Origin of the sequence: Streptomyces sp. FIT100, from assembly GCF_024584805.1 — a bacterium.
In the GTDB taxonomy this organism is placed as follows: Bacteria; Actinomycetota; Actinomycetes; order Streptomycetales; family Streptomycetaceae; genus Streptomyces.
Window position 1 is genome coordinate 2197005 of the sequence record NZ_CP075715.1, and the last position, 25367, is coordinate 2222371.

At 72.5% G+C, this 25367-nt stretch carries 23 protein-coding genes, 1 pseudogene and 1 riboswitch; of the genes and pseudogenes, 10 read left to right on the forward strand and 14 right to left on the reverse strand.

Translation table 11 applies throughout. The annotated features are described in order from the left end of the window. Positions 1-2: 2 nt before the first annotated feature. From KK483_RS09525 to KK483_RS09535, 3 genes are all read right to left on the reverse strand, one after another. Positions 3-1448: an MFS transporter gene (locus tag KK483_RS09525; protein WP_262004786.1), complete on the reverse strand. Its 1446-nt coding sequence runs from the start codon at positions 1446-1448 to the stop codon at positions 3-5. Positions 1449-1742: 294 nt separating this feature from the next. Next, the gene (locus KK483_RS09530) at positions 1743-2933 is read right to left on the reverse strand and encodes a lipid-transfer protein (protein WP_262004787.1); all 1191 of its coding nucleotides are present in this window, start codon (positions 2931-2933) and stop codon (positions 1743-1745) included. A gap of 10 nt (positions 2934-2943) precedes the next feature. Further along, on the reverse strand, positions 2944-5142 hold the full coding sequence (locus KK483_RS09535; RefSeq protein ID WP_262004788.1) for an acyl-CoA dehydrogenase: 2199 nt from the start codon (positions 5140-5142) through the stop codon (positions 2944-2946). A 145-nt stretch (positions 5143-5287) separates the two neighbouring features. Between KK483_RS09535 and KK483_RS09540 the strand changes: the two genes are divergently transcribed. Next, positions 5288-6529, forward strand: a complete 1242-nt coding sequence (locus KK483_RS09540; RefSeq protein WP_262004789.1) for a serpin family protein — start codon at positions 5288-5290, stop codon at positions 6527-6529. Here KK483_RS09540 and KK483_RS09545 read toward each other — a convergent pair. Together KK483_RS09545 and KK483_RS09550 are read right to left on the reverse strand one after the other, a co-directional pair. Next, positions 6510-6800 (reverse strand): DUF397 domain-containing protein, encoded by a 291-nt coding sequence (locus KK483_RS09545; protein ID WP_262004790.1) that lies wholly within the window; start codon positions 6798-6800, stop codon positions 6510-6512. The two genes, KK483_RS09540 and KK483_RS09545, sit on opposite strands and share 20 nt — an antisense overlap. Beyond that, a pseudogene (locus tag KK483_RS09550) lies at positions 6760-7608 on the reverse strand (helix-turn-helix domain-containing protein). Before KK483_RS09550 ends, KK483_RS09545 begins: the two are co-directional and overlap by 41 nt. Before the next feature lie 148 nt (positions 7609-7756). Here KK483_RS09550 and KK483_RS09555 point away from each other — a divergent pair. The 4 genes from KK483_RS09555 (at position 7757) to KK483_RS09570 (ending at position 11381) form a co-directional block, all read left to right on the forward strand. Beyond that, complete coding sequence (locus KK483_RS09555; RefSeq protein ID WP_262004791.1) at positions 7757-8446, forward strand: class I SAM-dependent methyltransferase; 690 nt, start codon at positions 7757-7759, stop codon at positions 8444-8446. 23 nt (positions 8447-8469) lie between these two features. After that, a complete protein-coding gene (locus KK483_RS09560) occupies positions 8470-9330 on the forward strand; it encodes an N-acetylmuramoyl-L-alanine amidase (protein ID WP_262004792.1) in 861 nt (286 codons plus the stop codon). An 81-nt stretch (positions 9331-9411) separates the two neighbouring features. Next, a complete protein-coding gene (locus KK483_RS09565) occupies positions 9412-10263 on the forward strand; it encodes a DUF5336 domain-containing protein (protein WP_262004793.1) in 852 nt (283 codons plus the stop codon). 107 nt (positions 10264-10370) lie between these two features. Beyond that, entirely contained in the window at positions 10371-11381 is a 1011-nt protein-coding gene (locus tag KK483_RS09570) for an LLM class F420-dependent oxidoreductase (protein ID WP_262004794.1), read from the forward strand. Between the two features lie 390 nt (positions 11382-11771). Here the strand turns inward: KK483_RS09570 and KK483_RS09575 are convergent, their stop codons facing one another. The 4 genes from KK483_RS09575 to KK483_RS09590 all read right to left on the reverse strand — a co-directional run bounded on the left by KK483_RS09575 (position 11772) and on the right by KK483_RS09590 (position 15770). Then, positions 11772-12308 (reverse strand): hypothetical protein, encoded by a 537-nt coding sequence (locus KK483_RS09575; protein ID WP_262004795.1) that lies wholly within the window; start codon positions 12306-12308, stop codon positions 11772-11774. A 231-nt stretch (positions 12309-12539) separates the two neighbouring features. Further along, positions 12540-13613, reverse strand: coding sequence for a prenyltransferase (locus tag KK483_RS09580; RefSeq protein WP_262004796.1), 1074 nt, complete (start codon positions 13611-13613; stop codon positions 12540-12542). Beyond that, entirely contained in the window at positions 13610-14341 is a 732-nt protein-coding gene (locus KK483_RS09585) for a class I SAM-dependent methyltransferase (RefSeq protein ID WP_262004797.1), read from the reverse strand. The genes KK483_RS09580 and KK483_RS09585 overlap by 4 nt, the downstream gene beginning before the upstream one ends. A 115-nt stretch (positions 14342-14456) precedes the next feature. Then, entirely contained in the window at positions 14457-15770 is a 1314-nt protein-coding gene (locus tag KK483_RS09590) for a glycosyltransferase family 4 protein (protein WP_262004798.1), read from the reverse strand. Positions 15771-15964: 194 nt separating this feature from the next. On the opposite strand from KK483_RS09590, the gene KK483_RS09595 reads away from it, so the two are divergent. Further along, complete coding sequence (locus KK483_RS09595) at positions 15965-16597, forward strand: TetR family transcriptional regulator (protein ID WP_262004799.1); 633 nt, start codon at positions 15965-15967, stop codon at positions 16595-16597. A 309-nt stretch (positions 16598-16906) separates the two neighbouring features. On the opposite strand, the gene KK483_RS09600 is transcribed toward KK483_RS09595, so the two are convergent. The 3 genes from KK483_RS09600 to KK483_RS09610 are packed head-to-tail and all read right to left on the reverse strand — an operon-like array spanning position 16907 to position 19508. Then, the gene (locus KK483_RS09600; protein ID WP_262004800.1) at positions 16907-17770 is read right to left on the reverse strand and encodes a tetratricopeptide repeat protein; all 864 of its coding nucleotides are present in this window, start codon (positions 17768-17770) and stop codon (positions 16907-16909) included. A gap of 41 nt (positions 17771-17811) precedes the next feature. Continuing rightward, positions 17812-18045 (reverse strand): ferredoxin, encoded by a 234-nt coding sequence (locus KK483_RS09605; RefSeq protein WP_242335314.1) that lies wholly within the window; start codon positions 18043-18045, stop codon positions 17812-17814. Next, positions 18045-19508 carry an aldehyde dehydrogenase gene (locus KK483_RS09610; RefSeq protein ID WP_262004801.1) on the reverse strand — a complete coding sequence of 488 codons (1464 nt, stop codon included), beginning with the start codon at positions 19506-19508 and terminating at the stop codon, positions 18045-18047. Before KK483_RS09610 ends, KK483_RS09605 begins: the two co-directional genes overlap by 1 nt. 291 nt (positions 19509-19799) lie before the next feature. Between KK483_RS09610 and KK483_RS09615 the strand changes: the two genes are divergently transcribed. Together KK483_RS09615 and KK483_RS09620 are read left to right on the forward strand one after the other, a co-directional pair. Further along, positions 19800-20108: a hypothetical protein gene (locus tag KK483_RS09615; RefSeq protein WP_262004802.1), complete on the forward strand. Its 309-nt coding sequence runs from the start codon at positions 19800-19802 to the stop codon at positions 20106-20108. Positions 20109-20249: 141 nt separating this feature from the next. Next, positions 20250-20594, forward strand: coding sequence for an SCO0607 family lipoprotein (locus KK483_RS09620; RefSeq protein ID WP_262004803.1), 345 nt, complete (start codon positions 20250-20252; stop codon positions 20592-20594). Positions 20595-20741: 147 nt separating this feature from the next. Here KK483_RS09620 and KK483_RS09625 read toward each other — a convergent pair whose 3' ends face one another. Both KK483_RS09625 and KK483_RS09630 read right to left on the reverse strand, forming a co-directional pair. Further along, positions 20742-21167, reverse strand: coding sequence for a peptidoglycan-binding protein (locus KK483_RS09625; protein ID WP_262004804.1), 426 nt, complete (start codon positions 21165-21167; stop codon positions 20742-20744). Positions 21168-21193: 26 nt separating this feature from the next. Further along, positions 21194-21361 (reverse strand): hypothetical protein, encoded by a 168-nt coding sequence (locus KK483_RS09630; RefSeq protein ID WP_262004805.1) that lies wholly within the window; start codon positions 21359-21361, stop codon positions 21194-21196. Positions 21362-22651: 1290 nt separating this feature from the next. Here KK483_RS09630 and KK483_RS09635 point away from each other — a divergent pair. Both KK483_RS09635 and KK483_RS09640 read left to right on the forward strand, forming a co-directional pair. Continuing rightward, positions 22652-23689, forward strand: a complete 1038-nt coding sequence (locus KK483_RS09635; RefSeq protein ID WP_262004806.1) for an MBL fold metallo-hydrolase — start codon at positions 22652-22654, stop codon at positions 23687-23689. Between the two features lie 215 nt (positions 23690-23904). Further along, positions 23905-23975, forward strand: a riboswitch (cobalamin riboswitch). A 108-nt stretch (positions 23976-24083) separates the two neighbouring features. Further along, positions 24084-25343: a prenyltransferase/squalene oxidase repeat-containing protein gene (locus KK483_RS09640; RefSeq protein ID WP_262004807.1), complete on the forward strand. Its 1260-nt coding sequence runs from the start codon at positions 24084-24086 to the stop codon at positions 25341-25343. Positions 25344-25367: the final 24 nt, after the last annotated feature.

A 25367-nucleotide genomic window follows, 5' to 3' on the forward strand; every position in this document is an offset into this window, starting at 1 on the left:
GGTCAGCCCCGCGCCCGTCCGTCCCGCGGCAGCCACAGCAGCATCAGCACCACCCCGCCCAGCAGCACCCACGTCCCCGTCCTGAACGCCAGCGCGTATCCGGCGGTCAGCGCCTCCGGGGACGTCCCGCCGCCCGTCCTCGCCGCCGCGACCGTCGAGAGGACGGCGAGGCCGAGTGCGCCGCCCATGACACGGGAGGTGTTGATCAGGCCGGAGACGAGGCCGGCGTCGGACGGCTCCGCGCCCGAGGTGGCGAGGGTGGCGAGCGGGGTGCCCGCGAGACCGCCGCCGGCCATCATGACGATGCCGGGCAGCATGATCGCGGTGACGTACGAGCCGTGCGCGGCCATCGTGGACTGCCAGGCGAAGCCGGCGGCGGACACCAGCACACCGAGTACGGCGACGTTGCGGGCGCCGAGCCGACGCATCAGGCGCGGTGCGAGTTTCGAGCCGACGACCACGGCGAGCGAGCTGGGCATCAGGGCGAGTCCGGCCTCCAGCGGGCTGTAGCCGAGGACGTTCTGGGCGTACAGCGTCATGAAGAACCACATGCAGAACATCGCGGCGCCGCAGGTGAACATCGACGCGTTGGCCGCCGACACCGACCGCACCCGGAAGAGCTTCAGCGGCATCAGCGGCGACTTCGCCCGCGCCTCGACGCCGACGAAACCCAGGAGCAGGACCAGCCCCGCCGTCAGCGGCACGACGGTCCCGGCGGCCGCCCAGCCCTGCTGCTCGGTCTGGACGATGCCGAACGCGAGCGTCGCGAGGCCCACCGTGACGAGCACCGCGCCCGGCAGGTCGAGCCGGCGCCGCTCACCTGCCCGGCTCTCCCTCAGCCACCGTGCGCCCAGCAGCAGCACGAGCGCACCGACCGGCACATTGATCAGCAGTGTCCAGCGCCAGGAGAGCGCGTCGGTCAGCAGCCCGCCGACGAGCCCGCCCGCGGCGCCTCCGCCCGCACCGACCGCGGTCCAGGTGGCGATGGCCCGGGCGCGCGCGGGGCCCTCGGGCACGGCCGCGGTGAGCAGCGTCAGCGTGGAGGGCGCGAGCACCGCGGCGCCCAGCCCCTGCCCGGCGCGCGCGGCCAGCAGCTGCCAGCCCTCCTGCGCGAGCCCGCCCGCGAGGGAGGCGAGGGTGAACAGCCCCAGCCCCACCAGGAACATCCGCTTGCGCCCGTAGAGGTCCCCGGCCCGCCCGCCGAGCAGCATGAATCCTGCGAAGGCGATCGAGTACGCGTTGACGACCCATTGGAGCCCGACGGCGCTCAGCCCCAGGTCGGCCCGCATCGACGGCAGCGCCGTGTTGACCACGGACACGTCGAGGACGACGAGGAACTGCGCGGCGCAGGCGGCCAGCACGACCGCCCACATGGGCGGCGCGGCACGGCGGCGGGCGGCGGTCAGAGGGGCTGCTGCGTCTGAAGGGGCCGGGACCATGACCGTCATGGTCCCAGGCTCCTGTCGGTCCGTACATGCGGATTTCGGTGTACGGGCCCCGGGACCTCTGGTCCTAGGTCGTGTCTTCGAAGTGGCGTCGTCCGCCCGAAGGGCGGGCCCGGCGGCGTCTGCTGGTGCGGGCGATCGCAAGGCGGAGGAGGGGGGAGTCCATGCGGTGGGGGCACCTCCCGTGCCCGAAGGGCTACGGGGGTGGGGGCACCTCCCAGGCGCGAACTCTGGGGGAGCGTGCCGGACGCCGCCGAGCAGACGGGACTGTGAACGACCGAGGGCTCGGGCCCCGGGCTACCCCTTGCGCAGCACCGTCACGACGGCCGCCCCGCCGAGCCCGATGTTGTGCGCGAGGCCCGTGCGGGCGCCGGGGACCTGTCGGGCGCCCGCCTCCCCCCGTAGCTGCCAGGTGAGTTCGGCGGCCTGGGCGAGTCCGGTCGCGCCCAGCGGGTGGCCCTTGGAGATCAGCCCGCCGGACGGGTTGACCACCCATCGGCCGCCGTGCGTCGTGGCCCCCGACTCGACGAGCTTCCCGGACTCGCCGTCCGCGCACATGCCGAGCGCCTCGTACGTCAGCAGCTCGTTGACGGAGAAGCAGTCGTGCAGCTCGATGACGTCGATGTCCTCGATGCCGAGCCCGGACGCCTCGTACGCCTGCCGGGCGGCCGCCCGCGACATGGGCCGGCCGACGACGTCGATGCAGGAGCCGGAGGCGAAGGAGTCGGCGGTGTCGGTGGTCATGGCCTGCGCGGCGATCTCCACGGCCTTGTCGTGCAGGCCGTGTTCGACGACGAACCGCTCGGAGACGACGAGCGCCGCGGCGGCCCCGTCGGAGGTCGGCGAGCACTGGAGCTTGGTGAGCGGCCGGTGGACGGTCCTGGCGGCGAGGATCTCGTCGGTCTCGTACACGTCCCGGAACTGGGCGTTGGGGTTGTCCGCCGAGTGCCGGTGGTTCTTGGCGGCGACGGCGGCGAGCTGCCGCTCGGTGGTGCCGTGGCGCTCCATGTGCTCGCGCGCCGCGTTGCCGAAGATCTGGGCGGTGGGCGGGGTCATCTCGAAGCCGTGCGCGGCGGCCATGACGCCGTAGTGCCGGGCGACGGGTGACGTGGAGAAGTCGCCCCCGTCCGCCCCTCCCCCGAGCGCGCCCCTCTTCATCTTCTCGAAGCCGAGCGCCAGGACGCAGTCGCTGATCCCGCCCGCGACGAACTGCCGCGCCATCATCAGCGCGGTCGAGCCGGTCGCGCAGTTGTTGTTGACGTTGTAGACGGGGACGCCGGTGAGGCCGAGTTCGTACGCGGCGCGCTGGCCGGCGGTCGAGGGCTGGAAGCAGTAGCCGACGGGCACCTGCTCGACCAGCCCGTAGGGGACGCCGGCGTCGTCGAGCGCGGCGGTGCCGGCCTCCCTGGCCATGTCCCAGTACTGCCAGTCCCGGGTCTCGGGCTTCTCGAACTTCGTCATCCCGACACCGACGATGTAGCTCTTCATCCTCTTCCTCTCAGTCCCTGGGCAGGCCGAGGATCCGCTCGGCGACGACATTGCGCTGGACCTGGGTGGTGCCGCCCGCGATGGTCAGGCAGCGGGACATCAGCAGCCCGTGGACGGCCCGCTCGCCGGCGCCCTCGCGGACCGCGCCGGCGGGCCCGAGGAGTTCCAGGGCGAGTTCGGCGACCTGCTGCTGGTGCGGGGTCTGGACGAGTTTGCGTACGGAGGCGTCGGGGCCGGGCTCCGCGCCGTCGACCTGCTGGAGGGTGGTGCGCAGTCCGATGCAGGCGAGGGCGTGCGCCTCGGCGGCGAGGGCGCCGATCCGGGCGCGGTGGGTGTCGTCGAGGCCGGGCGCCCGGGCGAGCAGCTCCTCCAGGCCGGTGTCGAAGCTCAGCTGGTCGGCCATGTGGACCCGTTCGTTGCCGAGCGTGTTGCGGGCGACGCGCCAGCCGTCGCCGACCGCGCCGACGACGGCGTCGGCGGGCAGCAGCGCGCCGTCGAAGTACACCTCGTTGAAGAGGGATTCGCCGGTGATCTCCTTCAGCGGGCGGATGTCGATGCCGTCGGTGGTCTTCATGTCGACGACGAAGTAGGTGAGGCCCTTGTGCCGGGGGGCGTCGGGGTCGGTGCGGGCGAGGAGGATGCCGTGGTCGGCCCACTGGGCGGCGCTCGTCCACACCTTCTGGCCGGTGATCCGCCAGCGGCCGTCGGGGGTGCGCTCGGCCCGGGTGCGCAGGCTCGCGAGGTCGGAGCCGGCGCCGGGTTCGCTGAAGAGCTGGCACCAGAGCAGTTCGCCGCGCAGGGTCGCGGGCAGATAGCGGTCCTTCTGCTCCTGGGTGCCGTAGGCGATGAGGGACGGGACGACCCAGGTCGCGACGGAAAGGTCGCTCACCCTGACGCCGGCCGCCCGCATCTCCTGCTCGACGGCGAGCTGCTGGAGGGGTCCGGCGCCGAGTCCGTACGGGGGCGGGAGGTGCGGGGCGGCGTAGCCGGTGGGGGCGAGGACGCGCCGGGCGGCCGCGGGCTGCGCGCCGCGGACGGGGGCGAGGGCGGCACGGGCGGCCGTGCGATGGGGCTCGGCCTCCGGCGGCAGTTCCAGGCGCAGTTCCCGGCGGGCGCCCGCCGCTGCGAGCCGGACCGCCCGGAGCCGGTGGGTGTCGCCGGGTCCGAGGAGCTGGCGGGCGACGAGGGCCCGGCGCAGATGCAGATGGGCGTCGTGCTCCCAGGTGAAGCCGATGCCGCCGAGGATCTGGATGCAGTCCTTGGCGCAGCTGTACGCGGCGTCGAGCGCGGTCGCTGCGGCGAGCGCGGCGGTGAGGCCCCGCACCGGCGGCGGCTCGTCGGCGGCGCGGGCCGCGTCCCAGGTGAGCGCCCGTGCCTGGGCGAGGCGTACGAGCATGTCCGCGCACAGGTGCTTGACCGCCTGGAACTGCCCGATGGGGCGCCCGAACTGCTCGCGCACCTTCGCGTACGCGGTGGCGGTGGCCAGCGCCCAGGAGGCGGTGCCGCAGGCGTCCGCCGCGAACAGCACGGCGGCGAGGTCGGGTACGAGGCCGGGGTCGACGTCCAGCCGCCGGTCGGGGGGCGCGGTGAAGGCGTGCGCGGTGACCTCGGCGGTGGGGCGGGTCGGGTCGGCGCTCTCGTGGCCGCGTATCGATCCGGGTACCGCGAGGTCCGCGGCGTCCACGGCGAACCAGCCGGAGGTGGTCCCGAGGACGAGCAGATCGGCGTGGCCGCCGCCGAGCACGGGCGGCGCGGTCCCGTCGAGCCGGTGGCCGCCGTCCGGGGTCGGGACCGCGGTGATCGTCCCCGGGCCGAGGGCGACGGCGCCGATCCGCTCCCCGTCCGCGAGCGTCCGCGCCAGATCGCCGCGCCCGGCCCGGGCGAGCACGGCGGAGGCGAGCGCGCTGGGAAGGTATGGCCCTGGCAGCGCGGCCCGCCCGGCCTCCTCCAGGACGACCGCGAGGTCGAGGAGGGTTCCGCCCCCGCCGCCGTACTCCTCGGGCAGGTGCGGTCCGAGGAGTCCCTGCTCGGCCGCCCCGTCCCAGTACGCGGGCCGCCCGGCGTCCGCGCTGCCGGGTGCGTCGAGGAGTTTCCGTACGGCTTCGGGCGGTACGGCCCGCGCGAGCCAGCGGCGTACGGAGTCCGCCAACTCGCCGTGCTCCTGGGTGATTCCGATGCTTCCGGTGACTGCGGCGCTGGTGCTCCCCATGGGCGGCAGACTAGAACACGTTCCAATCTGACGGAAGGTCAGACGAGGGGAGAGGGACGGACGGCGGCACGGAACCTCGCGAACGCCCCGTACGTCCCAGGACCGTTCGGGAGGACATACCGGTGTGGCCGGGGGGGTGGGGTCCGTGCTGGCGAGACGTACGGTGCTGGGGGCCGCGGTGGTGGCGCTGCTGACCGCCTGCGGGGCCGAGGAAGGCCCGCCGGGCGACGCCGCGCGCATCGACGGACAGCTCGTGGCACGGCTGCGGGAGGGCGACGCCGAAGCCGTGGCACAGGCCGTGAACGCCTTCGGCTTCGACCTGCTCAAGGAGGCCGACGGATCGCGGCTCCGCAACACCGTGACCTCCCCGGTGTCGGTCGCGGTGCTCCTCGCGATGGTCCTCGCCGGGGCCGACGGCGACACCGCGCGCGACATGGCCCGCACCCTGCACCTCCCGCATGCGCGCGACGTGCGCTCGGGCGCCCTGCTGCGGATGCTGGCGGACACCGACGACGTGACGCTCTCCGTGGCGAACGCCCTGTGGGCCGCGCACGGCACACCGCTGCGGAAGGACTACCTCGACTTCGTCACCGGCGCGTTCGGTGCGACGGCGAAGGAAGCCGATCTGGCGGCGCAGCGCACGGCCGACGAGATCGACCGGTGGGCGAGCGACAACACCGAAGGGCGCATCCCGGCGATCGCCCGCGACCTGGGGCTTCCCTCCGCGGACACGGCGCTCGTCCTGCTCAACGCGGTCTACTTCCTGGGCACCTGGACCGTCCGTTTCGACGCGGAGGCCACCCGGCAGGAGCCGTTCACGCTCGCCGACGGCCGCACCGCCACCGTCCCGATGATGAGCCTGCGCGAGGAGCGGCTCGGGTACGCCGAGCGCGACGGCTACACCATGCTGCGCCTGCCCTACGGCAAGGAGCGGCGGTACGGGATGGAGGTACTGCTCCCCTCCCCCGGCTCCGGCCTCGGCGCGCTCCTCGACCGGCTCGACGCGGCCGAATGGGCGGCCGGCGTGACCGCACTCCGCGAGGAGAAGGTGCACGAACTGGCGCTCCCGCGCTTCGAACTCACCTGGTCCCTGGAGCTCAACGACGCCCTGGACCGGCTCGGCATGGGCGCGGCGTTCGGCCCGGAGGCCGACTTCTCCCGGATGTCGCCGACGGCCGCCTCGCTGAGCAAGGTGGTGCACAAGACGCACATCCGGGTGGACGAGAACGGCACGGAGGCCGCCTCGGTGACCGGCGGCGCGATGAAGTCGTCCTTGCCGCTGCACCCGATCGTGTTCCGCGCCGACCGGCCGTTCGCGTTCACCGTCTCGGACCGCCGGACCGGAGCCGTCCTCTTCCTTGGGACGGTCACCGACCCCCGGGGCTGACGGCTCCTTCGGCCGCCGCCGCGACGAACGCCGCGAAGGCGGCGGGCGCGACGGCGAAGACGGGGCCTTCGGGGCACTTGGAGTCGCGGACGGCGACGCGGTGGGGGTGGGGGGCGACTTCGACGCACTCGCCGCCGGTGGTGCCGCTGTACGACGACTTGCGCCAGGCGGCGGCGCCGAGCGGTGCGCATTCGACGCAGTCGCCGCCCGTAGTTCCGCTGTAGCTGGACTTACGCCACGTCGCGCCCGTCAGGTCCTGGATCGTGCCCATAGCGTTCCTCCATTACGCGAGCGATCAGCGCTGCCGACTCCCTGGTGGAGAGCGCCTCGGCCCGGAGGCGAGCGTAACCGACGGAACGCTCCCTGATCACTTGCGGGTTGGCGGTCATGTGTCCGGTGTCGTAGCTCTCGGTGTAGAAGAGGTCTGGATTGCTGTCGAACCTCAGCAGGTTGAACGACCCGAGCATCCCCGTGTGCTGGCCGGTCGAGAAGGGCAACACCTGGATCTGCACCCACGAGCGGTCCAGAAAGCTCAACATATGTGCGAGTTGACTCCGCATCACCTCGCGGCTGCCGACCACGCGGTGCAGCACCGCTTCGTCCATGACCACCCACAGCACCGGCGGGTTCTCACGTGCCAGGATGCGCTGGCGGTCCATGCGCGCTGCCACGAGCTCATCGGCCTCGTCCGGACGGTCGACGTTCAGCAGCGCCCGTGCTTACTCCTCCGTCTGCAAGAGTCCGTAGACCAACTGCACCTGGAAGGTGGAGATGTACGTCGCCGTCGCCTCCATCTCCGCGTACGCCTGGAACCAGCTCGGCAGCTGGCTCCGCAGCACCAGCCCCACCAGCCGCGAGAACACCCCGCCCGTCCCCAGCGCCGCGTCCACCCGCTCGCTGAAGTCGCGGGTCGGCACCTTCCTCGCCGTCTCGATCTGGCCGACCAGCGATCCCGTACAGAAGACACAACTGCCGAGCTCGCCCTGGGTGAGCCCGGCGTCCTCTCTCAGGCGACGGAGTTCGGAGCCGAAGTAGTCCAGCGGCGAGGCGCTGGGATCGAGGTCGCGGATGTGGGCCACGAGGCGGTCACCCCCAGTTTCTTGGTCTGTGGCCGAGCGTAATCAAGACGTCGCACACAGGTGATGCGAATCACGCGATTCACCTCGCCGGTGGGGCGTGCGGCACGATGGACCGCCCAGACACGCGTACGAGCCGAAGGAACCCGCCATGGCCGCCGCTCCCGCCGCCCCCGCCGCTCCCGCCGCTCCCGCCGCTCCCGAGCCGGAGACCCTGGCCGCCTTCGAGGCCGCCAAGGGCTTCATGCCCGCGCAGGAGGGCCTGGCGCTGTACGCGGCGGCGGTCGAGGCCGGGGCGGCGCTCGGGCTGCCGCTGCTGGAGGTCGGAACGTACTGCGGGCGCTCCACGCTCCTGCTCGCCGACGCCGCCCGCGCGACCGGCACGGTCGCCGTGACCGTCGACCACCACCGGGGCAGCGAGGAGCAGCAGCCCGGCTGGGACTACCACGACCCGGAGGTCGTGGACCCCGAGGTGGGGCGGATGGACACGCTGCCCACGTTCCGCCGCACGCTTCACAGGGCCGGCCTGGAGGAGCACGTGATCGCCGTCGTCGGGCGGTCGCCGCAGGTGGCGAAGGTGTGGGGCCGGGAGGTCGGGCTGGTCTTCATCGACGGCGGCCACACCGACGAGCACGCCACGCACGACTACGAGGGGTGGGCCCCGCACATCGCCGAGGGCGGGCTGCTGGTGATCCACGACGTGTTCCCCGACCCGGTGGACGAGTGGACCGGTCAGGCGCCGTACCGCATCTATCTGCGCGCGCTGGGGTCCGGGGCCTTCACGGAGGTCTCGGCGACGGACTCGCTGCGCGTGCTGCGCCGCACCGGGCCGGGGATCTGAGCGAGGCCGACTAGCATCGCGTCGTGCCGACGAACGTGACGACAGTGCCGTACGACCGGATCAGACCGCTCGCCGTTGCCGCTGCCGCGGCCCTGGCGGCCTGCCTCGCCGGATGCGCCCAGGCCCCGCAGCCGGCCGACTCCGCCAAGGGGCAGTCCACTGCCACCACCCCCCGCACGACAGCGACCGCCGCACCGCCCGCGAGCGCTCTCCCCCTCGCCGGGAAGACCGTCGTCGTCGACCCCGGCCACAACGCGGGCAACTTCCGCCACACCCGCGAGATCAACGCACTCGTGGACATCGGAACCGACCGCAAGGAATGCGACACCACGGGCACGGCCACCGACGACGGTTACCGCGAGGCCGATTTCACCCTCGATGTCTCACACCGTCTTCGCACCCTGCTGGAGAAGCAGGGCGCGACCGTCCGCTTCACCCAGGACGGCGACCGCCCGTACGGCCCGTGCGTGGACGAGCGCGCCCGTATCGGCAACAGGGCTGCGGCCGACGCCGTCGTCTCCGTCCATGCGGATGGTTCGGGGGCGGGGAACCGCGGATTCCATGTGATCCTCCCCGCCCTGGTGAAGGACGGCGCCGCCGACACGGCGAAGATCACCGGCCCGTCGCGCGAACTCGGCAAGCACATCGCCGGGTCGTTCGCCACCGCCACGGGCAGCCCGCGCTCCAACTACGTGGGCGACGGCACCGGGTTGGACGTGCGCGGTGACCTCGGCGGTCTCAACCTGTCCACCGTTCCCAAGGTGTTCATCGAGTGCGGGAACATGCGGGACACGAAGGACGCGGCGCGGCTGAAGAGCCCGCAGTGGCGCCAGAAGGCGGCGAGCGGGATCGCCGACGGCATCACCACCTACCTGCTGGGGTAGTTGCGTCAGGCGCTAGATTTGTTCGCCGACCGGCGGCACTGACGACCGCGCCGACGCGACGCAACGACTAAGGACCTTCACGTGAACATCCGCTCCCTCACTCGAGGCGATGGCGTGGTGATCGGAGCAGCGGTACTGCTGTTCATCGCCTCCTTCCTCGACGTCATCTCGTACGACGCCGAGGTCCCCCTCGAGCCCCCGAGCGCCTGGGCCACCCTCGGGAACGCGCTCGGCGTCTACATGGTCGGGGTGATCGGCGCGGCGCTCATCGTCATCGCCCGTGGTCTGCCGCAGCCGCGCAGGATCGCCGGGATCGACCTCGGCCAGTTCGGTGTCGCCGCCGCGATCATCACGTTCTGGAACTTCTTCTGGACGATCGTCGACCTCGGGGAAGGTGTGAGCGCCGGCGCGGGCCTGATCCTCGGTCTGATCTCCTCGCTGATCCTCGCTGCCGCGGCCGTCGCCACGCCGCTGGTCCCCGCGCTCAAGGGTGCGCTCCTGCCGGCTCCGCGTCCGCAGTCGCCACAGCCGTACGGGATGCAGCCGGGCCAGCCGGGGCAGCCGGGGGCCGGTTACGGGTACCCGGGCGCCCAGCAGCAGCCGTACGGGATGCAGCAGCACGGCCAGCACGGTCAGCCCAGCCAGCCCGGGCAGCCGCAGCCGTACGGTGTCCAGCCGCAGCACGGTCAGCCGGGGCCCCAGCAGGGCGTCCCGGCGGCCGGACCGGCGGGCGCCGACTTCGCGCCGTTCTGGTTCGCGGTGCCGGTGGCCCGTCCGCTGTACGCGGAGGACGGCTCGCCGACCCCGGTCGCCGAGCTGGCGCCCGGCACCTGGTACCTCGCGGTCGAGCAGCGCGGCCCCGGCCTGGTGGCCCAGACGCAGGACGGCCGGCGCGGTGTCCTCCAGGACACGTCCGGGATCCAGCGCGGCTGATCACCCGGCCTCCGGCTCCACGGCCCCTCGCCCTTCCGGGCGGGGGGCCGTTGTCGTACAGTCGCCCCGCGGCAGTGAACTGACGGCTCGTCAGAAAGGAGCGGGGGATGCGGCTGGGACTCGCACTCGGCTACTGGGGGCGCGGCCCGAACCCCGCCCATCTCGACCTCGCCCGCGAGGCCGAGCGCCTCGGCTACGACTCCGTGTGGACCGCCGAAGCCTGGGGCTCCGACGCCTTCACTCCGCTGACCTGGATCGCCGCCCACACCTCCCGTATCCGCCTGGGCACGGCCGTGGCCCAGATGGCCGCCCGCACGCCGACCGCCACCGCGATGCACGCGCTCACGCTCGACCACCTGTCCGGCGGCCGGATGCTCCTCGGACTCGGCCTCTCCGGACCGCAGGTGGTGGAGGGCTGGTACGGCCGCCCGTTCCCGAAGAGCCCGCTGACCGCCACCCGCGAGTACGTCGACGTGATCCGCCAGGTCCTGCGCCGCGAGGCGCCGGTCGAGCTCGCGGGCCGCTTCCACGCGCACCCGTACGCCGGCGACGACGGCACCGGTCTCGGCAAGCCGCTCAAGCCGATCACCCATCCGCTCCGCGCCGGCCTCCCCGTCCTGCTCGGTGCGGAGGGGCCGAAGAACATCGCCCAGACGACCCGGATCGCCGACGGCTGGCTGCCGCTGTACTGGTCCCCGTTCCGTACGGACGTCTACCAGGCATCGCTGGAGGGGGTCCCCGAGAGCTTCGTGATCGCGCCGATGGCGCGGGCCGCCGTCTGCGACGATGTCGCCGAGGGGCTGCTGCCGGTCAAGGCGATGCTCGGCTTCTACATCGGCGGCATGGGCCACGCCGCCCGCAACTTCCACGCCGATCTGATGGCACGGATGGGCTACGAGGACGCAGCCCGCCGCATCCAGGGGCTGTTCGCCGAGGGCCGCCGCGAGGAGGCGGTCCTGGCCGTCCCGGACGCCTTCGCCGACGAGATCTCGCTCGTCGGCCCGCGCGAACGGATCGCGGAGCGGCTGGAGTTGTGGCGCAAGGGGCCGGTGACGGACCTTCTGGTGACGGCGCCCGACCCGCACACCCTGCGCGTGCTGGCGGAGCTGAACGGCTAGGGGGTGTCCGGTGGATCAGGCTGGATCAGGGAGCGGCGTCATGTGGCTTCGGATCCAAGGCGGAGGAAGGAGACAACGCGGAGCGTTGGCGACCGACGACAACGCGGGAGACGGAGTCGCAGGGCGTCGCGAGCCCAGCCCGATCCACCGGACACCCCCTAGCGCTATGACCGGAAAGGTTCGCCGGGTCGCTTGCTCGCGATGTCCGTTGCGGTGCACCGCAAGGCGGAGGATCGCCCTCGCACCGGGCGTACTCGGGCGACCCCGACAACGCCGCGAGGCACCGTTCCGGGCGTCGCGCGCCGGTGAATCCTTCCGGTCACGGCGCCCGCACGGATCGCCCCTAACCTGCCACCGCGGTCCTGCGGTGGCAGGAGCGCGGCGCGCGGGCTATCCGCCGCCGAGCTGGGACGTGGACGGCACCTTCTCCTTGACCTCGGCGCCCGCGGTCTTGCCGGCGCCCTTGACCTGGTTGATGACGTCCTCGAAGGCCCCGACGTCGGCGTCGCTCGCCTGGCCCTTGCGGAGCTTGGTGCCGAGGTCCTTCAGCGCGTCGATCCCCGCGGTGAGCGGCGCGACCGCCTTGGAGAGCAGCGGGTCGCCCTTGGCGTTGTTCGACGCCGCCTTGAGCCTGTTGTACGCGAACGCGCCGGCGAGGCCCGCCTTCACGAGGGCGAGCTTGCGGCCGTCCGCGCCTTCCTTGAACTTGCCCGCGCGATAGGGCTTGATGATCCACTGGTACGTCGCACCGGCCGCGAGACCTGCGTTGGCCACGAACCGGGTCTTGGCGAACTTCTGCGCTTCCTCCGTGCTGGTCGGTGTCGCCCCACCGCCCGCTTCGTCACTGCCCCCGCACGCGGGGACGGTGAAGAGCAGCGCGCAGCAGAGCAGCAGCGCCATGGCCGTGCGGCGTATCGGAGTGGGCATGGCAGACCTCCCTGACCTCCCGAGACCTGGGGTCTGTCGGTCGGATCCTGCCGGGCTCGCGTGATCCACCTGCCGGGCTCGCGTGATCCAGGCGACAGGCCCCAAGCGCCAGCGTCTCCCGGGGGATGGTGTTGCGCCACTCGGGTGATCGAACAGGCGTACGAGAGGGGTAGGCCGGGGCGCCGCCCCGGGACCCCGGGCCCCGACCGCCGGCAGGGCGGTCGCCCGCCCCTACCCGCAGCAGCTCGGGTCCAGCCCCCGCGGCAGGCGCTCGCCGCCGAAGACCGCCGTCGTCGCCTCGTCGCCGCCGAGGGCCGCCACGGCCAGCAGCAGGGAGCCGGCCGTCCACGTCGTCAACTCCTCGGGCCAGACGGCCCGGTTGCCCTCGAAGACGTATCCCGTCCAGTACATACCGCCGTCGGCGCGCAGGTGGTGGATGGACTGGAGTATCTCCAGCGCGCGGTCGGACTCGCCCATCGCCCAGAGCGCGAGGGCGAGTTCGCAGCTCTCGCCGCCCGTCACCCACGGGTTCGGCAGCACGCACCGCACGCCGAGGCCGGGGACCACGAAGTCGTCCCAGCGGTCCTCGATGCGGGCCTTCGCCTCCGCGCCCGTCAGCGCGCCGCCGAGCACGGGGTAGTACCAGTCCATCGAGTAGCGGGACTTGTCGAGGAACCGCTCGGGGTGGCGGCGGATCGCGTGGGCGAGCGCGCCGGTCGCCAGCTCCCAGTCGGGCTGGGGCTCCTCGCGTTCGTCGGCGATGGCGAGGGCGCAGCGCAGGGCGTGGTGGACGGAGGAACTGCCGGTCAGCAGCGCGTCGGTGACGGCGGTGCCGTCGCTCTCGCGCTTCCAGCCGATCTGGCCGCCGGGCTGCTGGAGCCGCAGCACGAACTCGACGGCGGCGCGGACCGTCGGCCACATCCGGTCGAGGAAGCCGTCGTCTCCGGTGGCGAGGTAGTGGTGCCAGACGCCGACGGCCACGTACGCGCAGAAGTTGGTCTCGCGGCCGTGGTCGGTCGGCTCGTCGGCGTTGCCGTCGTGGTACGCGGCGTACCAGGAGCCGTCGGTGAGCTGGTGCCCGGCGAGCCACTCGTAGGCCCGGGCGGCGGCGGCGTGTTCGCCCGCCGCGTCCAGGGCCATGGCGGCCTCGGTGTGGTCCCAGGGGTCGAGGTGGTGCCCGCGGAACCAGGGGATCGCGCCGTCCTCGCGCTGGACGGCGAGGACCCCGGCGACCGTCTCGGCGGCCTGCTCGGCGGTGAGGACCCCGGGCAGGACGAGGTGCTCGGTGCGCCCGGGTGAGGTCACGCGCCCACCTTCGGCGTGTGCGGCTTGGTCGCGTAGGCCACGAAGCTCTTGCCGATCAGCGGGTTCAGCGCCTGCTCGGTGACGCGCGTCGCGAGCGGTTTCTTCATGATGTCCCAGACCAGCAGCTTGTGGTACGCGCGCACCGGCAGCGCCTTGTCGTTGTCGACGCCGAACGCGCACTTCAGCCACCAGTAGGGCGAGTGCAGCGCGTGCGCGTGGTGCGTGCCGTACGGCTTGAGGCCGGCCTCGCGCATCTTCCCGAGCAGTTCGTCGGCCTTGTAGATGCGGATGTGGCCGCCCTCGACCTCGTGGTACGCGTCCGAGAGCGCCCAGCAGATCTTCTCGGGGCCGTAGCGCGGCACGGTGACGGCGATCCGCCCGCCGGGCCTGAGCACGCGGACCATCTCGGCGAGTACGCCCTTGTCGTCCGGGATGTGCTCCATCACCTCGGAGATGATGACGACGTCGAACGACTCGTCGGGGAAGGGCAGGTTGAGGGCGTCGCCCTCCATCGCGGTGGCGGTGGCACCCTCCGGGGCCTCCCCCGCCTCCTTCATCGCCGCGAACCACTTGGCGACCTCGCGGATCTCGTCCCCGTTCCGGTCGAGCGCGACGACCTGCGCGCCGCGCCGGTAGCACTCGAACGCGTGGCGTCCCGCGCCACAGCCGAGGTCCAGCACGCGGTCGCCCGGCGCCAGCGGGAAGCGGGAGAAGTCGACGGTCAGCACGGGCCCGGCCCTTCCGAATGGTGAACGGCGCCCTTGCCTCGCAGGGCGCGCCTTGCTGTGGTTGCGGACCCTCGGTCCGTATGTCCGGACACGGCACGGTCCGCGGCGCCCGGCGTCACCGGGCCGCCCCCGCGGAGGCGCGCGCGGCGATCGATTCGCGGTACAGGGCCGCCGTGCCCCGGGCCGCGCGGGCCCAGGTGAAGCGGGCCAGGACACGCTCACGGCCCGCCTCGCCGATGCGGCGGCGCAGGTCCGCGTCGGCCAGCAGCCGGCCGAGCGCGGCGGAGAGCGCGCCGGCGTCGCCCGGCGGCACCGCCAGGCAGCTCTCGCCGTCGGGGCCCGCGACCTCCGGGATCGCCCCGCCCGTCGTGGCGACGAGCGGCGTCCCCGTCGCCATGGCCTCGGCGGCGGGCAGCGAGAAGCCCTCGTACAGCGACGGCACGCACGCCACCTGCGCGCTGCGCACGAGGTCCACGAGCTCCGCGTCGGAGATGCCCTTCACGAACCTGACGGCGCCTTCGAGCCCGTACCGTTCGATCATCCGCGCCACCGGACCGTCCTCGGCGCGCTTGCCGACGACGACGAGGTGGGCCTCCGGGCGCTCCGCACGGAGTCCGGCGAGCGCCTCGACCAGGAAGACAAGGCCCTTGAGCGGGACATCGGCGCTGGACGTGGTGACGATCCGGCCGGGTACCTCGGCGACGGACGGGTCCGGCGAGAACAGGTCCGTGTCCGCACCGATGTGCACGACCCGCACCCGCTCCGGCCTCACCCCGAGGTGCTCGACGATCTCCTGCTGCGAGGTCCCGGAGACGGTCAGCACGGACGGCAGCCGCTGCGCGACCCTCTTCTGCATGCGCGTGAAGCCGTACCAGCGCCGCACCGACAGCCGGCGCCGCCAGTCGGGGGCCGCGTCGAGCTCCAGCTGCCGGTCGACGGTGATGGGGTGGTGGATCGTGGTGACGAGCGGCGCGCCGAGGTCGGCGAGCAGCCCGTACCCGAGCGTCTGGTTGTCGTGGACGACGTCGAACTGCCCGCGCCGCCCGGTCAGATGCCGCCTCGCGCGCAGCGAGAAGGTCAGCGGCTCGGGAAAGCCGCCGGTCCACATCGCGGCGACCTCAAGGCGGTCGACCCAGTCCCGGTACTCGTCGCGCCCGGGGGTGCGGAAGGGGTCGGGCTGCCGGTACAGGTCCAGGCTGGGCAACTCGGTCAGCGGCACGCCCTCGTCCAGTACGGGGTACGGCTGCGCGCCGATGACCTCGACGCTGTGCCCGAGCCGGGCGAGCTCGCGCGACAGGTGCCGTACGTAGACGCCCTGGCCCCCGCAGAACGGGTTCCCCTTGTACGTGAGGAGAGCGATGCGCAGCGGACGGTCACCGGCGTCGGCGGTCCCCGGACGGGGCCCGGCGGCTATGGCCTCAGCGGTCACTCACGGCCCCCTTCTCACTGCGCTTTCGCCGGAGCGTAACCGCTCGCGCTAATCTAGAACAAGTTCCAGACTTGATCGTTCCTGATCGCTCGGAGAGCGTTCGTGAAGCGGTCAAGGAGCATCGAATCTACCGGCAGGTAGCCGCGCCGTAAGGCGTGGATCAGGTGATTCGCGCCACGGAGGACACCCGAGAGATGACCGCGGAAGCCAGGCCGGCCGTTCCGGCGTCGCCGCCCCTGACGGAGCGCCAGGAGGCCCGCCGCCGACGCATCCTGCACGCGAGCGCGCAGCTCGCCAGCCGGGGCGGTTTCGACGCCGTGCAGATGCGCGAGGTCGCCGAGGCGGCGGAGGTCGCCCTCGGCACGCTCTACCGGTACTTCCCGTCGAAGATCCATCTGCTGGTCGCGACGATGCAGGACCAGCTCCAGCACCTCCACACGACCCTGCGCAAGCGCCCGCCGGCCGCCGACGGCGCGGCGGAGCGGGTCGCCGAGACGCTGATGCGGGCGTTCCGCGCGCTCCAGCGCGAGCCGCATCTCGCGGACGCGATGGTCAGGGCGCTGACCTTCGCGGACCGCAGCGTGAGCCCCGAGGTGGACACGGTCTCGCGGCAGACGACGGCGATCATCCTGGACGCGATGGGTCTTGAGAACCCGACGCCGCAGCAGCTGTCCGCGGTGCGGGTCATCGAGCACACCTGGCACTCGGCGCTGATCACCTGGCTCTCCGGGCGTGCGTCGATCGCCCAGGTGAAGATCGACATCGAGACGGTGTGCCGGCTGATCGAGCTGACGGCCCCGGACCGGAAGACCGGTCCCGACCGGTAGACCGGCCAGGGGCGGTTGACCGGCCAGGGGCGGTTGACCGGCCAGGGGCGGTTGACCGGTCAGAGGCGGTTGACCGGTCAGAGGCGGGACAGCCGCGGCCGGGACACCAGCCACGAGCGGGACACCGGCGCAGGGCGCTCGCCCGGGCCGGGACGGGACACCGGCGCAGGGACCTCGCCCGGGCCGGGACGGGACACCGGCACGGGGTCCTCGCCCAGCCCGGAACGAGAAACCGGCACGGAGCCCTCGCCCACCAGGACAAGAAACCAGCACGGGCCCCCCGCCCGGGCCCCGGCGGACGTCCGGCGCTCAGCCCACCGGCTGAAGCCCACTCCAGCTCCGCCCGATCGCCACGGCCCCGGCCCAGGCGTCGAGCAGTTGCCTGGCCTCGGCCTCCGGCGCGGCGAGCGCCAGCTGCTGGGCGCCCGCGTGCAGCGAACGCGTCTGCTCGTGGCTGCCCTCGCTGCAACAGGCGCAGAGCGTGCGCACACCGCTCGCCGGCTCGGCCCCGAAGTCCCGTCCGGCGAAGAGCGAGATGAGCTCCTCCAGGTCGGCGGCGCGTTCCACGTTCACCGTCACGTTCAGCGTGGGCAGCCGCGAGTCCTCGAAGAGCATCAGCTCGTCGAAGACGTAGTACGTCTCCCCCTCGACGACCCGCTCGCCCTTCGGCTCGCCGTCGTGCACCACGATCTCGCCGAACCGCCGCCCCGTCGTGACCGGCACGTTCACCACGCGCGCCCGGGTGGGGCACAGCCGCCGCGCCCACACGACCTCCCGCTCGCCGTCCGTGTCCAGCCGTACGCAGGCCATGCCGCCGAAGTCGGTGATCTCGCCCTCGCCGTCGGGCACGGCGAAGCCGAAGCCGCGCCAGGCGTCGCGCGCCACCTCCCACTCGCGCAGGATCGTCGCCGCGATGCCGAGGTTCCAGAAGGCCGGGTCGCTCTCGCCGCGCGGCGACCGTGCCGCGGCCTCGCGACCGAGTTCGTACGCCTTGGGCCAGTCGCGCAGGAACTTGTACGCGAGGGCCGCGTCGTACCACCACACCTCGCTGCGGCGCTCGTCCGGGTAGTGGGCGAGCACCTGCTCGTACAGCTCCGCGCACTCCTGCCACTCCCCGGCGTCGAACGCGTCCTGCGCACGCCCCAGCAGCCGCTTGGCCTCGGACTTCTCCACCGCTCTACCCACCCTGGTCACCGTCAGCCGACCGCAGGAGGCTACTCCTCGGGCGGGAACACGGCCTCACCGGAGTCCGGCAGCGTGATCTGGATCGCCTCCACCGGGCAGCCCTCCGCCGCGGCGAGGATCAGCTCGTTCGCGTCGGTGTCGGCGGCCTGGGGGTGCGACTGGCGGGCGGAGTCCAGCTTGAAGCCGTCCGGAGCGTGGTTCACGCACATGCCCGAGCCGATGCAGACGCCCCGGTCGACCTCGATGTGCCAGCGGTCACCCATCAGTTCTCGCTCCCGTAGCCGGCGGGCAAATGGATCATTTTGTGCTCAAGGTACGCGCCGAAGCCCTCGGGACCGAACTCCCGCCCCAGTCCGGAGTTCTTGTATCCACCGAATGGCCCGAGCATGTCGAGGCTGAAGGTGTTGACGTTGTACGTGCCCGTCCTGACCCGCCGCGCGAAATCGAGGCCGTGCTCGGCGTCGGCCGTCCACACGCTGCCGCTCAGCCCGTACTCGGAGTCGTTGGCGATCTTCGCCGCCTCGCTCTCGTCGCCGTACGGCAGCAGGCAGATGACCGGCCCGAAGATCTCCTCGCGGGCGATCCGCATCGCGTTGTCGACTCCGCCGAAGAGCGTCGGCTCGACGTACCAGCCGCGTTCCAGGCCCGCCGGGCGGCCGCCGCCGGTGAGGATCTTGGCGCCTTCCTCCTGGCCGATCCGGATGTAGTCGAGGTTGCGCTGCTGCTGGCGCTTGGCGACCAGCGGGCCGACCTGGGTGGCCGGGTCCAGCGGATCACCGACGACCAGCGCGCCGGCGGCGGCGGCGAAGGCGTCGGCGATCTCGTCGTAGCGGGAGCGCGGGACGAGGATGCGGGTCTGGGCGACGCACGCCTGGCCGTTGTTCATCCAGGCCGCGGGGACGATCCCCTGCACCGCCGCCTCCAGATCGGCGTCCGGCAGGATCACGGCCGCCGACTTGCCGCCGAGCTCCAGCGTGACGCGCGTGAGGTTGCGCGCGGCGACCTCCATCACGCGCCTGCCCGCGGCGACCGAGCCCGTGAACGACACCTTGTCGACGCCCGGGTGCCCGACCAGGTACTCGCTGACCTCGCGGTCGGCGGGCAGGATCGACAGCACCCCCTCCGGCAGCCCGGCCTCCTTCGCGATGTCGGCGAGGATGTACGCGTCGAGCGGGGACTCCGGGGACGGCTTGAGCACGGCCGTGCACCCGGCGAGCAGCGCGGGCGCGAGCTTCGAGGCGGCGGTGAACTGCGGAACGTTCCACGGCACGACGGCCGCGACGACCCCGACGGGCTCGCGGCGTACGAGGAGCGGCCCGAGGACTCCGTCCCGCCGCTCCTCGTACGCAAAGCCGCGGGCGACGGTGATCGCCGCGTCCCACACCATCATCGCGCCCAGCGCCTGGGCGAGGACGCTCCACGAGTACGGGGACCCGTTCTGCGAACTGATCGAGCGGGCGATCTCCTCGTGCCGCACGGCGATCGCGTCCTTGATCCTGCCGACGACCTCGATCCGCTCCTCGAGCCCCATCCGCGGCCAGGGCCCGTCGTCGAACGCACCCCGCGCCGCCGCGACCGCCCGGTCGACATCGGCCCGGCTCGCGTGCGGGACGCGTCCGATGACCTGCTCGGTGTGGGGCGAGACCACCTCGATCGTGTCCGAGCCGAGCGGTTCGACCAGCTCGCCTCCGATGAACAGTTCTCCGTGCTCGACCAGCTCGGTCATGACGTCCGCCTCCCGCACACCGTGCGACACCGGGGATCCATCGGGATCACCCTCGGGGATCTCTCATCGGGCTCTATCGGGGGTCTATCGGGATCTGTCGAGGATCTTCTGACGCTGTTTCAGAACTGATACCAGTTCTAGTTGAACTAAGCCAGAGCACGGACCGAAACGGCCCCCACCAGCGGTTTTTGCGCTGGTGGGGGCCCACTCATACGCCCGGTGAACCGCCCGCACCCTGTCGACGTCTTCTCCCGCGACCGCCACCCCCCACACAGCACAGGAGAACGGACCATGACCGACAAGGACGTTGAGCGAACAGAGGAGCAGAGCTACGCCCCGGAGCCCTGGTGGGCGGGGCTCGGGACGCGCGGTGGTGTGACGCTGATCGTCCTCGGGGGGCTCGCGGCAGCGTGGGTCTTCCTCGCTCCCGCCGCGGGTCTCGACTGGCTGCCCGGCACCCCGGGGGAGCCGGCGACCGGCTACCACGGGGCGGCCAAGGTCATCGCCATCGGCCTGGTGGTCGTGGGTACCGCCGCGCTGGGCCGCCGTCGCACGCGGACCGCGGCCGCCGAGGAGACGACTCAGCCGGAGCGCGACTGACACCGCCGGGCGCGGGATCCGGTCGAGCCCTCGGAACGCGGCATGTTGAGCATCCGCGCGAGCGCTTCTGAGTACGCGCACTCAGGGCTCGGCCGCGATCGGCGGTGAGAGTGGGGGCACACCGAACGACTGGAGACGATCGTGCCCACGCCCCACGGCATCAGCCGACCCGCCACCGCCTCCCGGCCCGGCAGGCTCCGGGCCGCCGCCCTCGCAAGCGCGGTCGCCGTCGCGGTCGTCGCACTCACCGGATGCGCCGGCCTCGAATACCGGGAGGACATCTGCAGCAGCGGCGAGTACCCCGTCATGGCGGTGGGCGACACCGGTTCGGCGTGCGTCTCGGACGGCGAAGAGCTGCCGGCGGGATACACGCGATACCCGGAGGGCAAGGTGCCGCAGCAGGTCGACGACAAGTGGGACGTGTACTGGCGCACCCACACGCTCGACAAGGACGGCAACATCATCGACGCGCCGGCCGCCGGCTGAGCCGACGGCCCGCGCCGCGGACGGCGCCCCGCCGAGCGGCGCCGGGGAACCTGCCGGCTCCCCGCCCGCCGGCAGGCGGGGTTTTCCCCGGAGTTCGCCGCTGGAAGCCGTTTCGCGCCCCACTTCCCTCCCACCGGCTCGGGCACGTCATCCCGGACCGAACCGCCTGCTCCTCAGGGGACCGGGGCAGTCGGTGATGACGTAACTGACCGAGGGGCAGGGGACGATGTCCTTGCCGCGGCCGTCCACGAGCAGGCGCCAGGTGATGCGGTCCGGAATGCCCCTGCAACGGCTGGGATGCCATCCCTGCGCCCGCTGAAAGGCCGCGCAGGCCCGCAGGTCGTGCAAGGACCAGCCGTCCGGTGCCGCATCGTCGTAATAGCGTGCGGCCCCCCGGGCAACGAGCATGGCACGCAGACACTCGGCATAAGCGTTGCGTGCGCCGGCCCTGAAGAAACGCCCACCGGGGTAGGCGGTGACGTCCCCCCGGCGGCGCTCAGCACGGTATCGACGCCCGCCACTGAGTGCCGAGTTGCTCCAGTGGTCGGCGTATCCACGGGCAAGAAGAAACATCTGCGCGGTTTTCCTTTCTCTCCACCTCAGGACAGGCGGCTGCCCACATACATCACCCACACCTCGTCCTGCCGCCGGGTGGCGTCCCACATGCCGTCGGCGAAGGCCGGATAGCCTCCCGCCTTGATACGGGCCACGACCCGGTTGGCCAGATTCCGTGGATAACTGCCGAACAACACGTAGGTTCCCGGCATCGCCCGTGCCTTCCGGGCACTTTCAGCAGCACGCAGTCGCATGACGGGGGCGTCGATTCGAGGAACGGGAGGGCGCGGCGTGCGAGGCATCGAGGGGCTCCTGGGGAGGACGTCAGATATGTCAGGCGCGGAGGGTATGCGCCAGGCGCTCTCCGAGCGGGCCCGACGCCGGCCCCGGGCACACAGCGAGACGAACGCATGGGACACACGCACCGGAACGGCCGGCTTCCACTGGGGCCGGCCTCCGAGGCGCAGTAATCCGGTGATGGGTTCTTTGTCGCGGAGCCGCATGACTCTCCCTCGACTGGGCACGCGCTGCACGGCCGTGCGCACACGAGAAGATCAACATGGTTATCGCGGTCGACGCAACGAGCTGTCCGCGCCCCCATGTGTTCCGGTTATGGCGCTCCACCGCCTTCCCCCATCAGCGGCCCATCAGAACTCGGCACCGGCCCTGGCTCCCCCACGCCGAGGTCTCCACAGGTGTTATGGCGACAGCCTCCGCTGACGGAGGGAGTCCACAACGAGGCCGCTGAAGCGCCGGTTATCACCACGTGGCGGCTTCGTAATGGCGTACGGCGCCGTCACACCGTGCCGCAGAATGCGCCATGCCGCCTCGCGATTCGTCTTATTCGCCTTGCTCGGCTTGTTCGCCTCATTCACCTCGTTCACCTCGTTCGTCTTGCCCGCCTTGCCTGACCTGCCGCTCCGGTCGCACTCTCCTCACGAGATGAGTCGTTGTCATAAGTGGTGCACGTGAGGAAAGTTGGACTGGTGCGGCAATGAGGACGGCACCGCGTCGGTGAACACGACGGTGCGGATGGCGGTGGGGCTCACTCACCCGATCGGCTCGCTGGATCTGACGGGGCGAGCGTTCCGCCACAACGCTGAGAGACAGCAGGCGGAACGGCCGCCTGTTCCGAAAGGAGACGATCCATCGTGCGTATCGCACTCCGACGCCGGCACGATCGGTGTCTGCCCACACGCGTCAGGTGCTCAAGGCTTCGCCGCCGCACCCGCCGTCGCTTCCGTTCCTCCACCCGGCGGGCGCTAGTGGCCCACCGTTGAACGAAAGCCCCCGGGTTGCCAGGCGCGGCAGCGCCCTCTCTCGCTCCTCAGCCCGGGGGCTGCTTCTTCGACGGCACGACCGGAGCCGCGGTGAGCAGGGCACGGCGTGCTGGGGCACGGAAGAGCCTTCCGACCTTCTGACGCCCCATCAGTTCTCGTTATAGTGGGCGGTGCCCGTGCCGATGCCCGGCCCGCCCACGGGGACAGGGGAGACGAGGACGTATGCCACAGGTGACGGAGCACGGCGGAGGCGTCTGGTCCCTCCGGGTCCCCATCCCGGACAATCCGCTCGGCCACACGCTGGTCCACGTCATCGACACCGGCCGCGGCCCGGTGCTCGTCGACACCGGCTGGGACGACCCGGCGTCCTGGACCGCCCTCACCGAAGGGCTGGCCGCGGTCGGCATCCCGGTCGCCGAGGTTCACGGTGTCGTGATCACCCACCACCACCCCGACCACCACGGTCTGTCCGGGCAGGTGCGTGAGGCGTCCGGCGCCTGGATCGCGATGCATGCCGCCGACACCGCCATCGTGCGCCGTACCCGCGCCGCGGCACCCGGTGCCTGGCTCGACTACCTCGCGGCGAAGCTCGCCGCCGTCGGCGCCCCCGAGGAGCACCTCGCCCCGCTGCGCGCCGCCCGCGCCGAGGGCCGGATGCGGACGCTGCCCGGACTGTCGGCCGCCCTGCCCGACCGGGAGATCGTTCCCGGCGAGCTGCTGGACCTGGCGGGCCGCCGGCTGCGTGCGATATGGACGCCCGGGCACACGCCCGGCCATGTCTGCCTCCACCTGGAGGAGGATCATCCGGCGAACCTCCCCGGCCGCGGCCGGCTGTTCTCCGGCGACCATCTCCTCCCCGGCATCTCCCCGCACATCGGTCTCTACGAGGACCCGGACGACTCCACCGTCACCGACCCGCTCGGCGACTACCTCGACTCCCTCGAACGCGTCGGCCGCCTCGGCGCCGCCGAGGTCCTCCCGGCCCACCAGCACGCCTTCACCGACGCCCCGGCGCGCGTCCGCGAACTCCTCTCCCACCACGAGGCCCGCCTCACCGGGCTGCTGGCTCTCCTCACCACCCCGCTCACCCCGTGGCAGCTCGCCGAGCGCATGGAGTGGAACCGCCCCTGGGACCGGATCCCCTTCGGGTCGCGCAACATCGCCGTCTCGGAGGCGGAGGCCCATCTGCGCCGTCTGGTGAAGCTGGGCCGGGCGGAGGCTGTACCCGGAAGCTCCCCGGTGACGTACGTCGCGGTGTGAAGCGTGGGGCGGTGCGAAGCGCAGGGCGGTGCAAAGCGCAGGGCGGTGTGCATCGTGGGGCGACGGTCAGCGTGGCGTGGTGTGCATCGTGGGGCGGCGGTCAGCGTGGCGTGGTGTGCAGGGTGGCGTGGTGTGACCCACGCCCTGCCGTCCGACCCGGGGCGCTCCCGGTACGGGCCGGTAGAGTGTGCGAGTCGTCATCAAGCCCGTACGGGGGGAAGCCGGTGCGAATCCGGCGCTGACCCGCAGCCGTGAGCCGCCCTCGCCGGCGGACAGTCGGAATGCCTCGTCACGGGACAAGACACCCCGAAGGCACCGTCGAGGAATACGGAGCCGGCGCCTGGTGCCCGAGCGTGCCTGTGTCCGGCTCCCCGCAGGAGAGGCACCGCCCGTCATGACCGTTCGCCGCAGCGCAGCCGCGCTCGCCGCCGCTTCCGCCGTGCTCTGTGGGGCCGTGGCCGCTGCCCCGGCCGCGACCGCCGCGCCCAGCCCCTCCCCCTCGCCGTCGGCCGCGCTCCCGGCCGGTCTGTACGGCACGAAGGACCCGACGTACGACGGTGTGTGGCGGCAGTCGCTGGCGCTGCTCGCGCAGGACGCCGTCAAGGTCGTCCCGTCGGAGCAGGCCGTCGACTGGCTCACCGGGCAGCAGTGCGCGAACGGCGCCTTCGCCTCGTACCGTCCGGATCCGGCAGAGCCGTGCGGCATCAAGACGATGCTCGACACCAACGCCACCGCCGCCGCGCTCCAGGCGCTCGTCGCGCTCGGCGGCCACAAGGACGCGGTCGACAAGGGCGTCATCTGGCTGAAGCAGGTGCAGAACGAGGACGGCGGCTGGAGCTACAACCCCGGAGCACCGTCCGACGCCAACTCCACCGCGATCGTGATCAGCTCCCTCGCGGCGGCGAAGGCCCGGCCGGGCACCATGACGTCGGGCGACGGAAGGACGCCGTACGACGCGCTCGTCTCGTTCGCGCTCCCGTGCACCGACCCGGCGGGCGCCGGGGCCTTCGCGTACCAGCCGGACACGACCGGCAAGCTGCTCGCGAACGGCGACGCCACCGCCGCCGCCGTGCTCGGCGGGCTCGGCCGCGCCCTGCCCTTCAAGGGCCCCAAGCCCGGCGGTGCGCCGACCTGCGAGACCGAGGCGAAGCCGACCCCGGAGCGGTCCGCCCGCAACGGCGCCCACTGGCTCGCCACCACCCTCGCCAAGACCGGCCACCTCGACTCGCCGCCGCTGCCGGGTGCCGCCGACCCGGCTCCCCAGCCCGACTTCGGCAACACCGCGGACGCGGTCGTCGCGCTCTCCGCCGCCGGGCACAAGAACAAGGCGGCCGGCGCGCTCGCCTGGCTCCAGCAGAACTCCGCCGCCTGGGCGAAGGAGAACGGCCCGGCCGCGTACGCGCAGCTGGTCCTCGCCGCGCACGCCTACGGCGCCGACCCGCGCGACTTCGGCGGGGCCGACCTGGTCGCACAGCTCAACGCGACGGGCCCGGCACCCGAGTCCACCGTCGCGCCGACCCCCTCCCCGGCGACCGCCGGGAACGAGCCGACGGGCAGCGACACCGCCGGCATCTGGTGGATCGTCGGCGCGGGCCTCGCGGCGGGCGCGGGCATCGGCTTCGTGATCAGCGGCCGCCGGAAGAACAAGCAGTGATACGCGGGCGGTTCACCGGCGTGC

What these genes read in the sequence shown, in the direction of transcription:
- KK483_RS09525 (WP_262004786.1), bottom strand. Translation starts at nt 1,448, where the DNA reads ATGACGGTCATGGTCCCGGCCCCTTCAGACGCAGCAGCCCCTCTGACC.
- KK483_RS09530 (WP_262004787.1), bottom strand. Translation starts at nt 2,933, where the DNA reads ATGAAGAGCTACATCGTCGGTGTCGGGATGACGAAGTTCGAGAAGCCC.
- KK483_RS09535 (WP_262004788.1), bottom strand. Translation starts at nt 5,142, where the DNA reads ATGGGGAGCACCAGCGCCGCAGTCACCGGAAGCATCGGAATCACCCAG.
- KK483_RS09545 (WP_262004790.1), bottom strand. Translation starts at nt 6,800, where the DNA reads ATGGGCACGATCCAGGACCTGACGGGCGCGACGTGGCGTAAGTCCAGC.
- KK483_RS09555 (WP_262004791.1), top strand. Translation starts at nt 7,757, where the DNA reads ATGGCCGCCGCTCCCGCCGCCCCCGCCGCTCCCGCCGCTCCCGCCGCT.
- KK483_RS09570 (WP_262004794.1), top strand. Translation starts at nt 10,371, where the DNA reads ATGCGGCTGGGACTCGCACTCGGCTACTGGGGGCGCGGCCCGAACCCC.
- KK483_RS09575 (WP_262004795.1), bottom strand. Translation starts at nt 12,308, where the DNA reads ATGCCCACTCCGATACGCCGCACGGCCATGGCGCTGCTGCTCTGCTGC.
- KK483_RS09595 (WP_262004799.1), top strand. Translation starts at nt 15,965, where the DNA reads ATGACCGCGGAAGCCAGGCCGGCCGTTCCGGCGTCGCCGCCCCTGACG.
- KK483_RS09605 (WP_242335314.1), bottom strand. Translation starts at nt 18,045, where the DNA reads ATGGGTGACCGCTGGCACATCGAGGTCGACCGGGGCGTCTGCATCGGC.
- KK483_RS09610 (WP_262004801.1), bottom strand. Translation starts at nt 19,508, where the DNA reads ATGACCGAGCTGGTCGAGCACGGAGAACTGTTCATCGGAGGCGAGCTG.
- KK483_RS09615 (WP_262004802.1), top strand. Translation starts at nt 19,800, where the DNA reads ATGACCGACAAGGACGTTGAGCGAACAGAGGAGCAGAGCTACGCCCCG.
- KK483_RS09625 (WP_262004804.1), bottom strand. Translation starts at nt 21,167, where the DNA reads ATGTTTCTTCTTGCCCGTGGATACGCCGACCACTGGAGCAACTCGGCA.
- KK483_RS09630 (WP_262004805.1), bottom strand. Translation starts at nt 21,361, where the DNA reads ATGCCGGGAACCTACGTGTTGTTCGGCAGTTATCCACGGAATCTGGCC.
- KK483_RS09635 (WP_262004806.1), top strand. Translation starts at nt 22,652, where the DNA reads ATGCCACAGGTGACGGAGCACGGCGGAGGCGTCTGGTCCCTCCGGGTC.
- KK483_RS09640 (WP_262004807.1), top strand. Translation starts at nt 24,084, where the DNA reads ATGACCGTTCGCCGCAGCGCAGCCGCGCTCGCCGCCGCTTCCGCCGTG.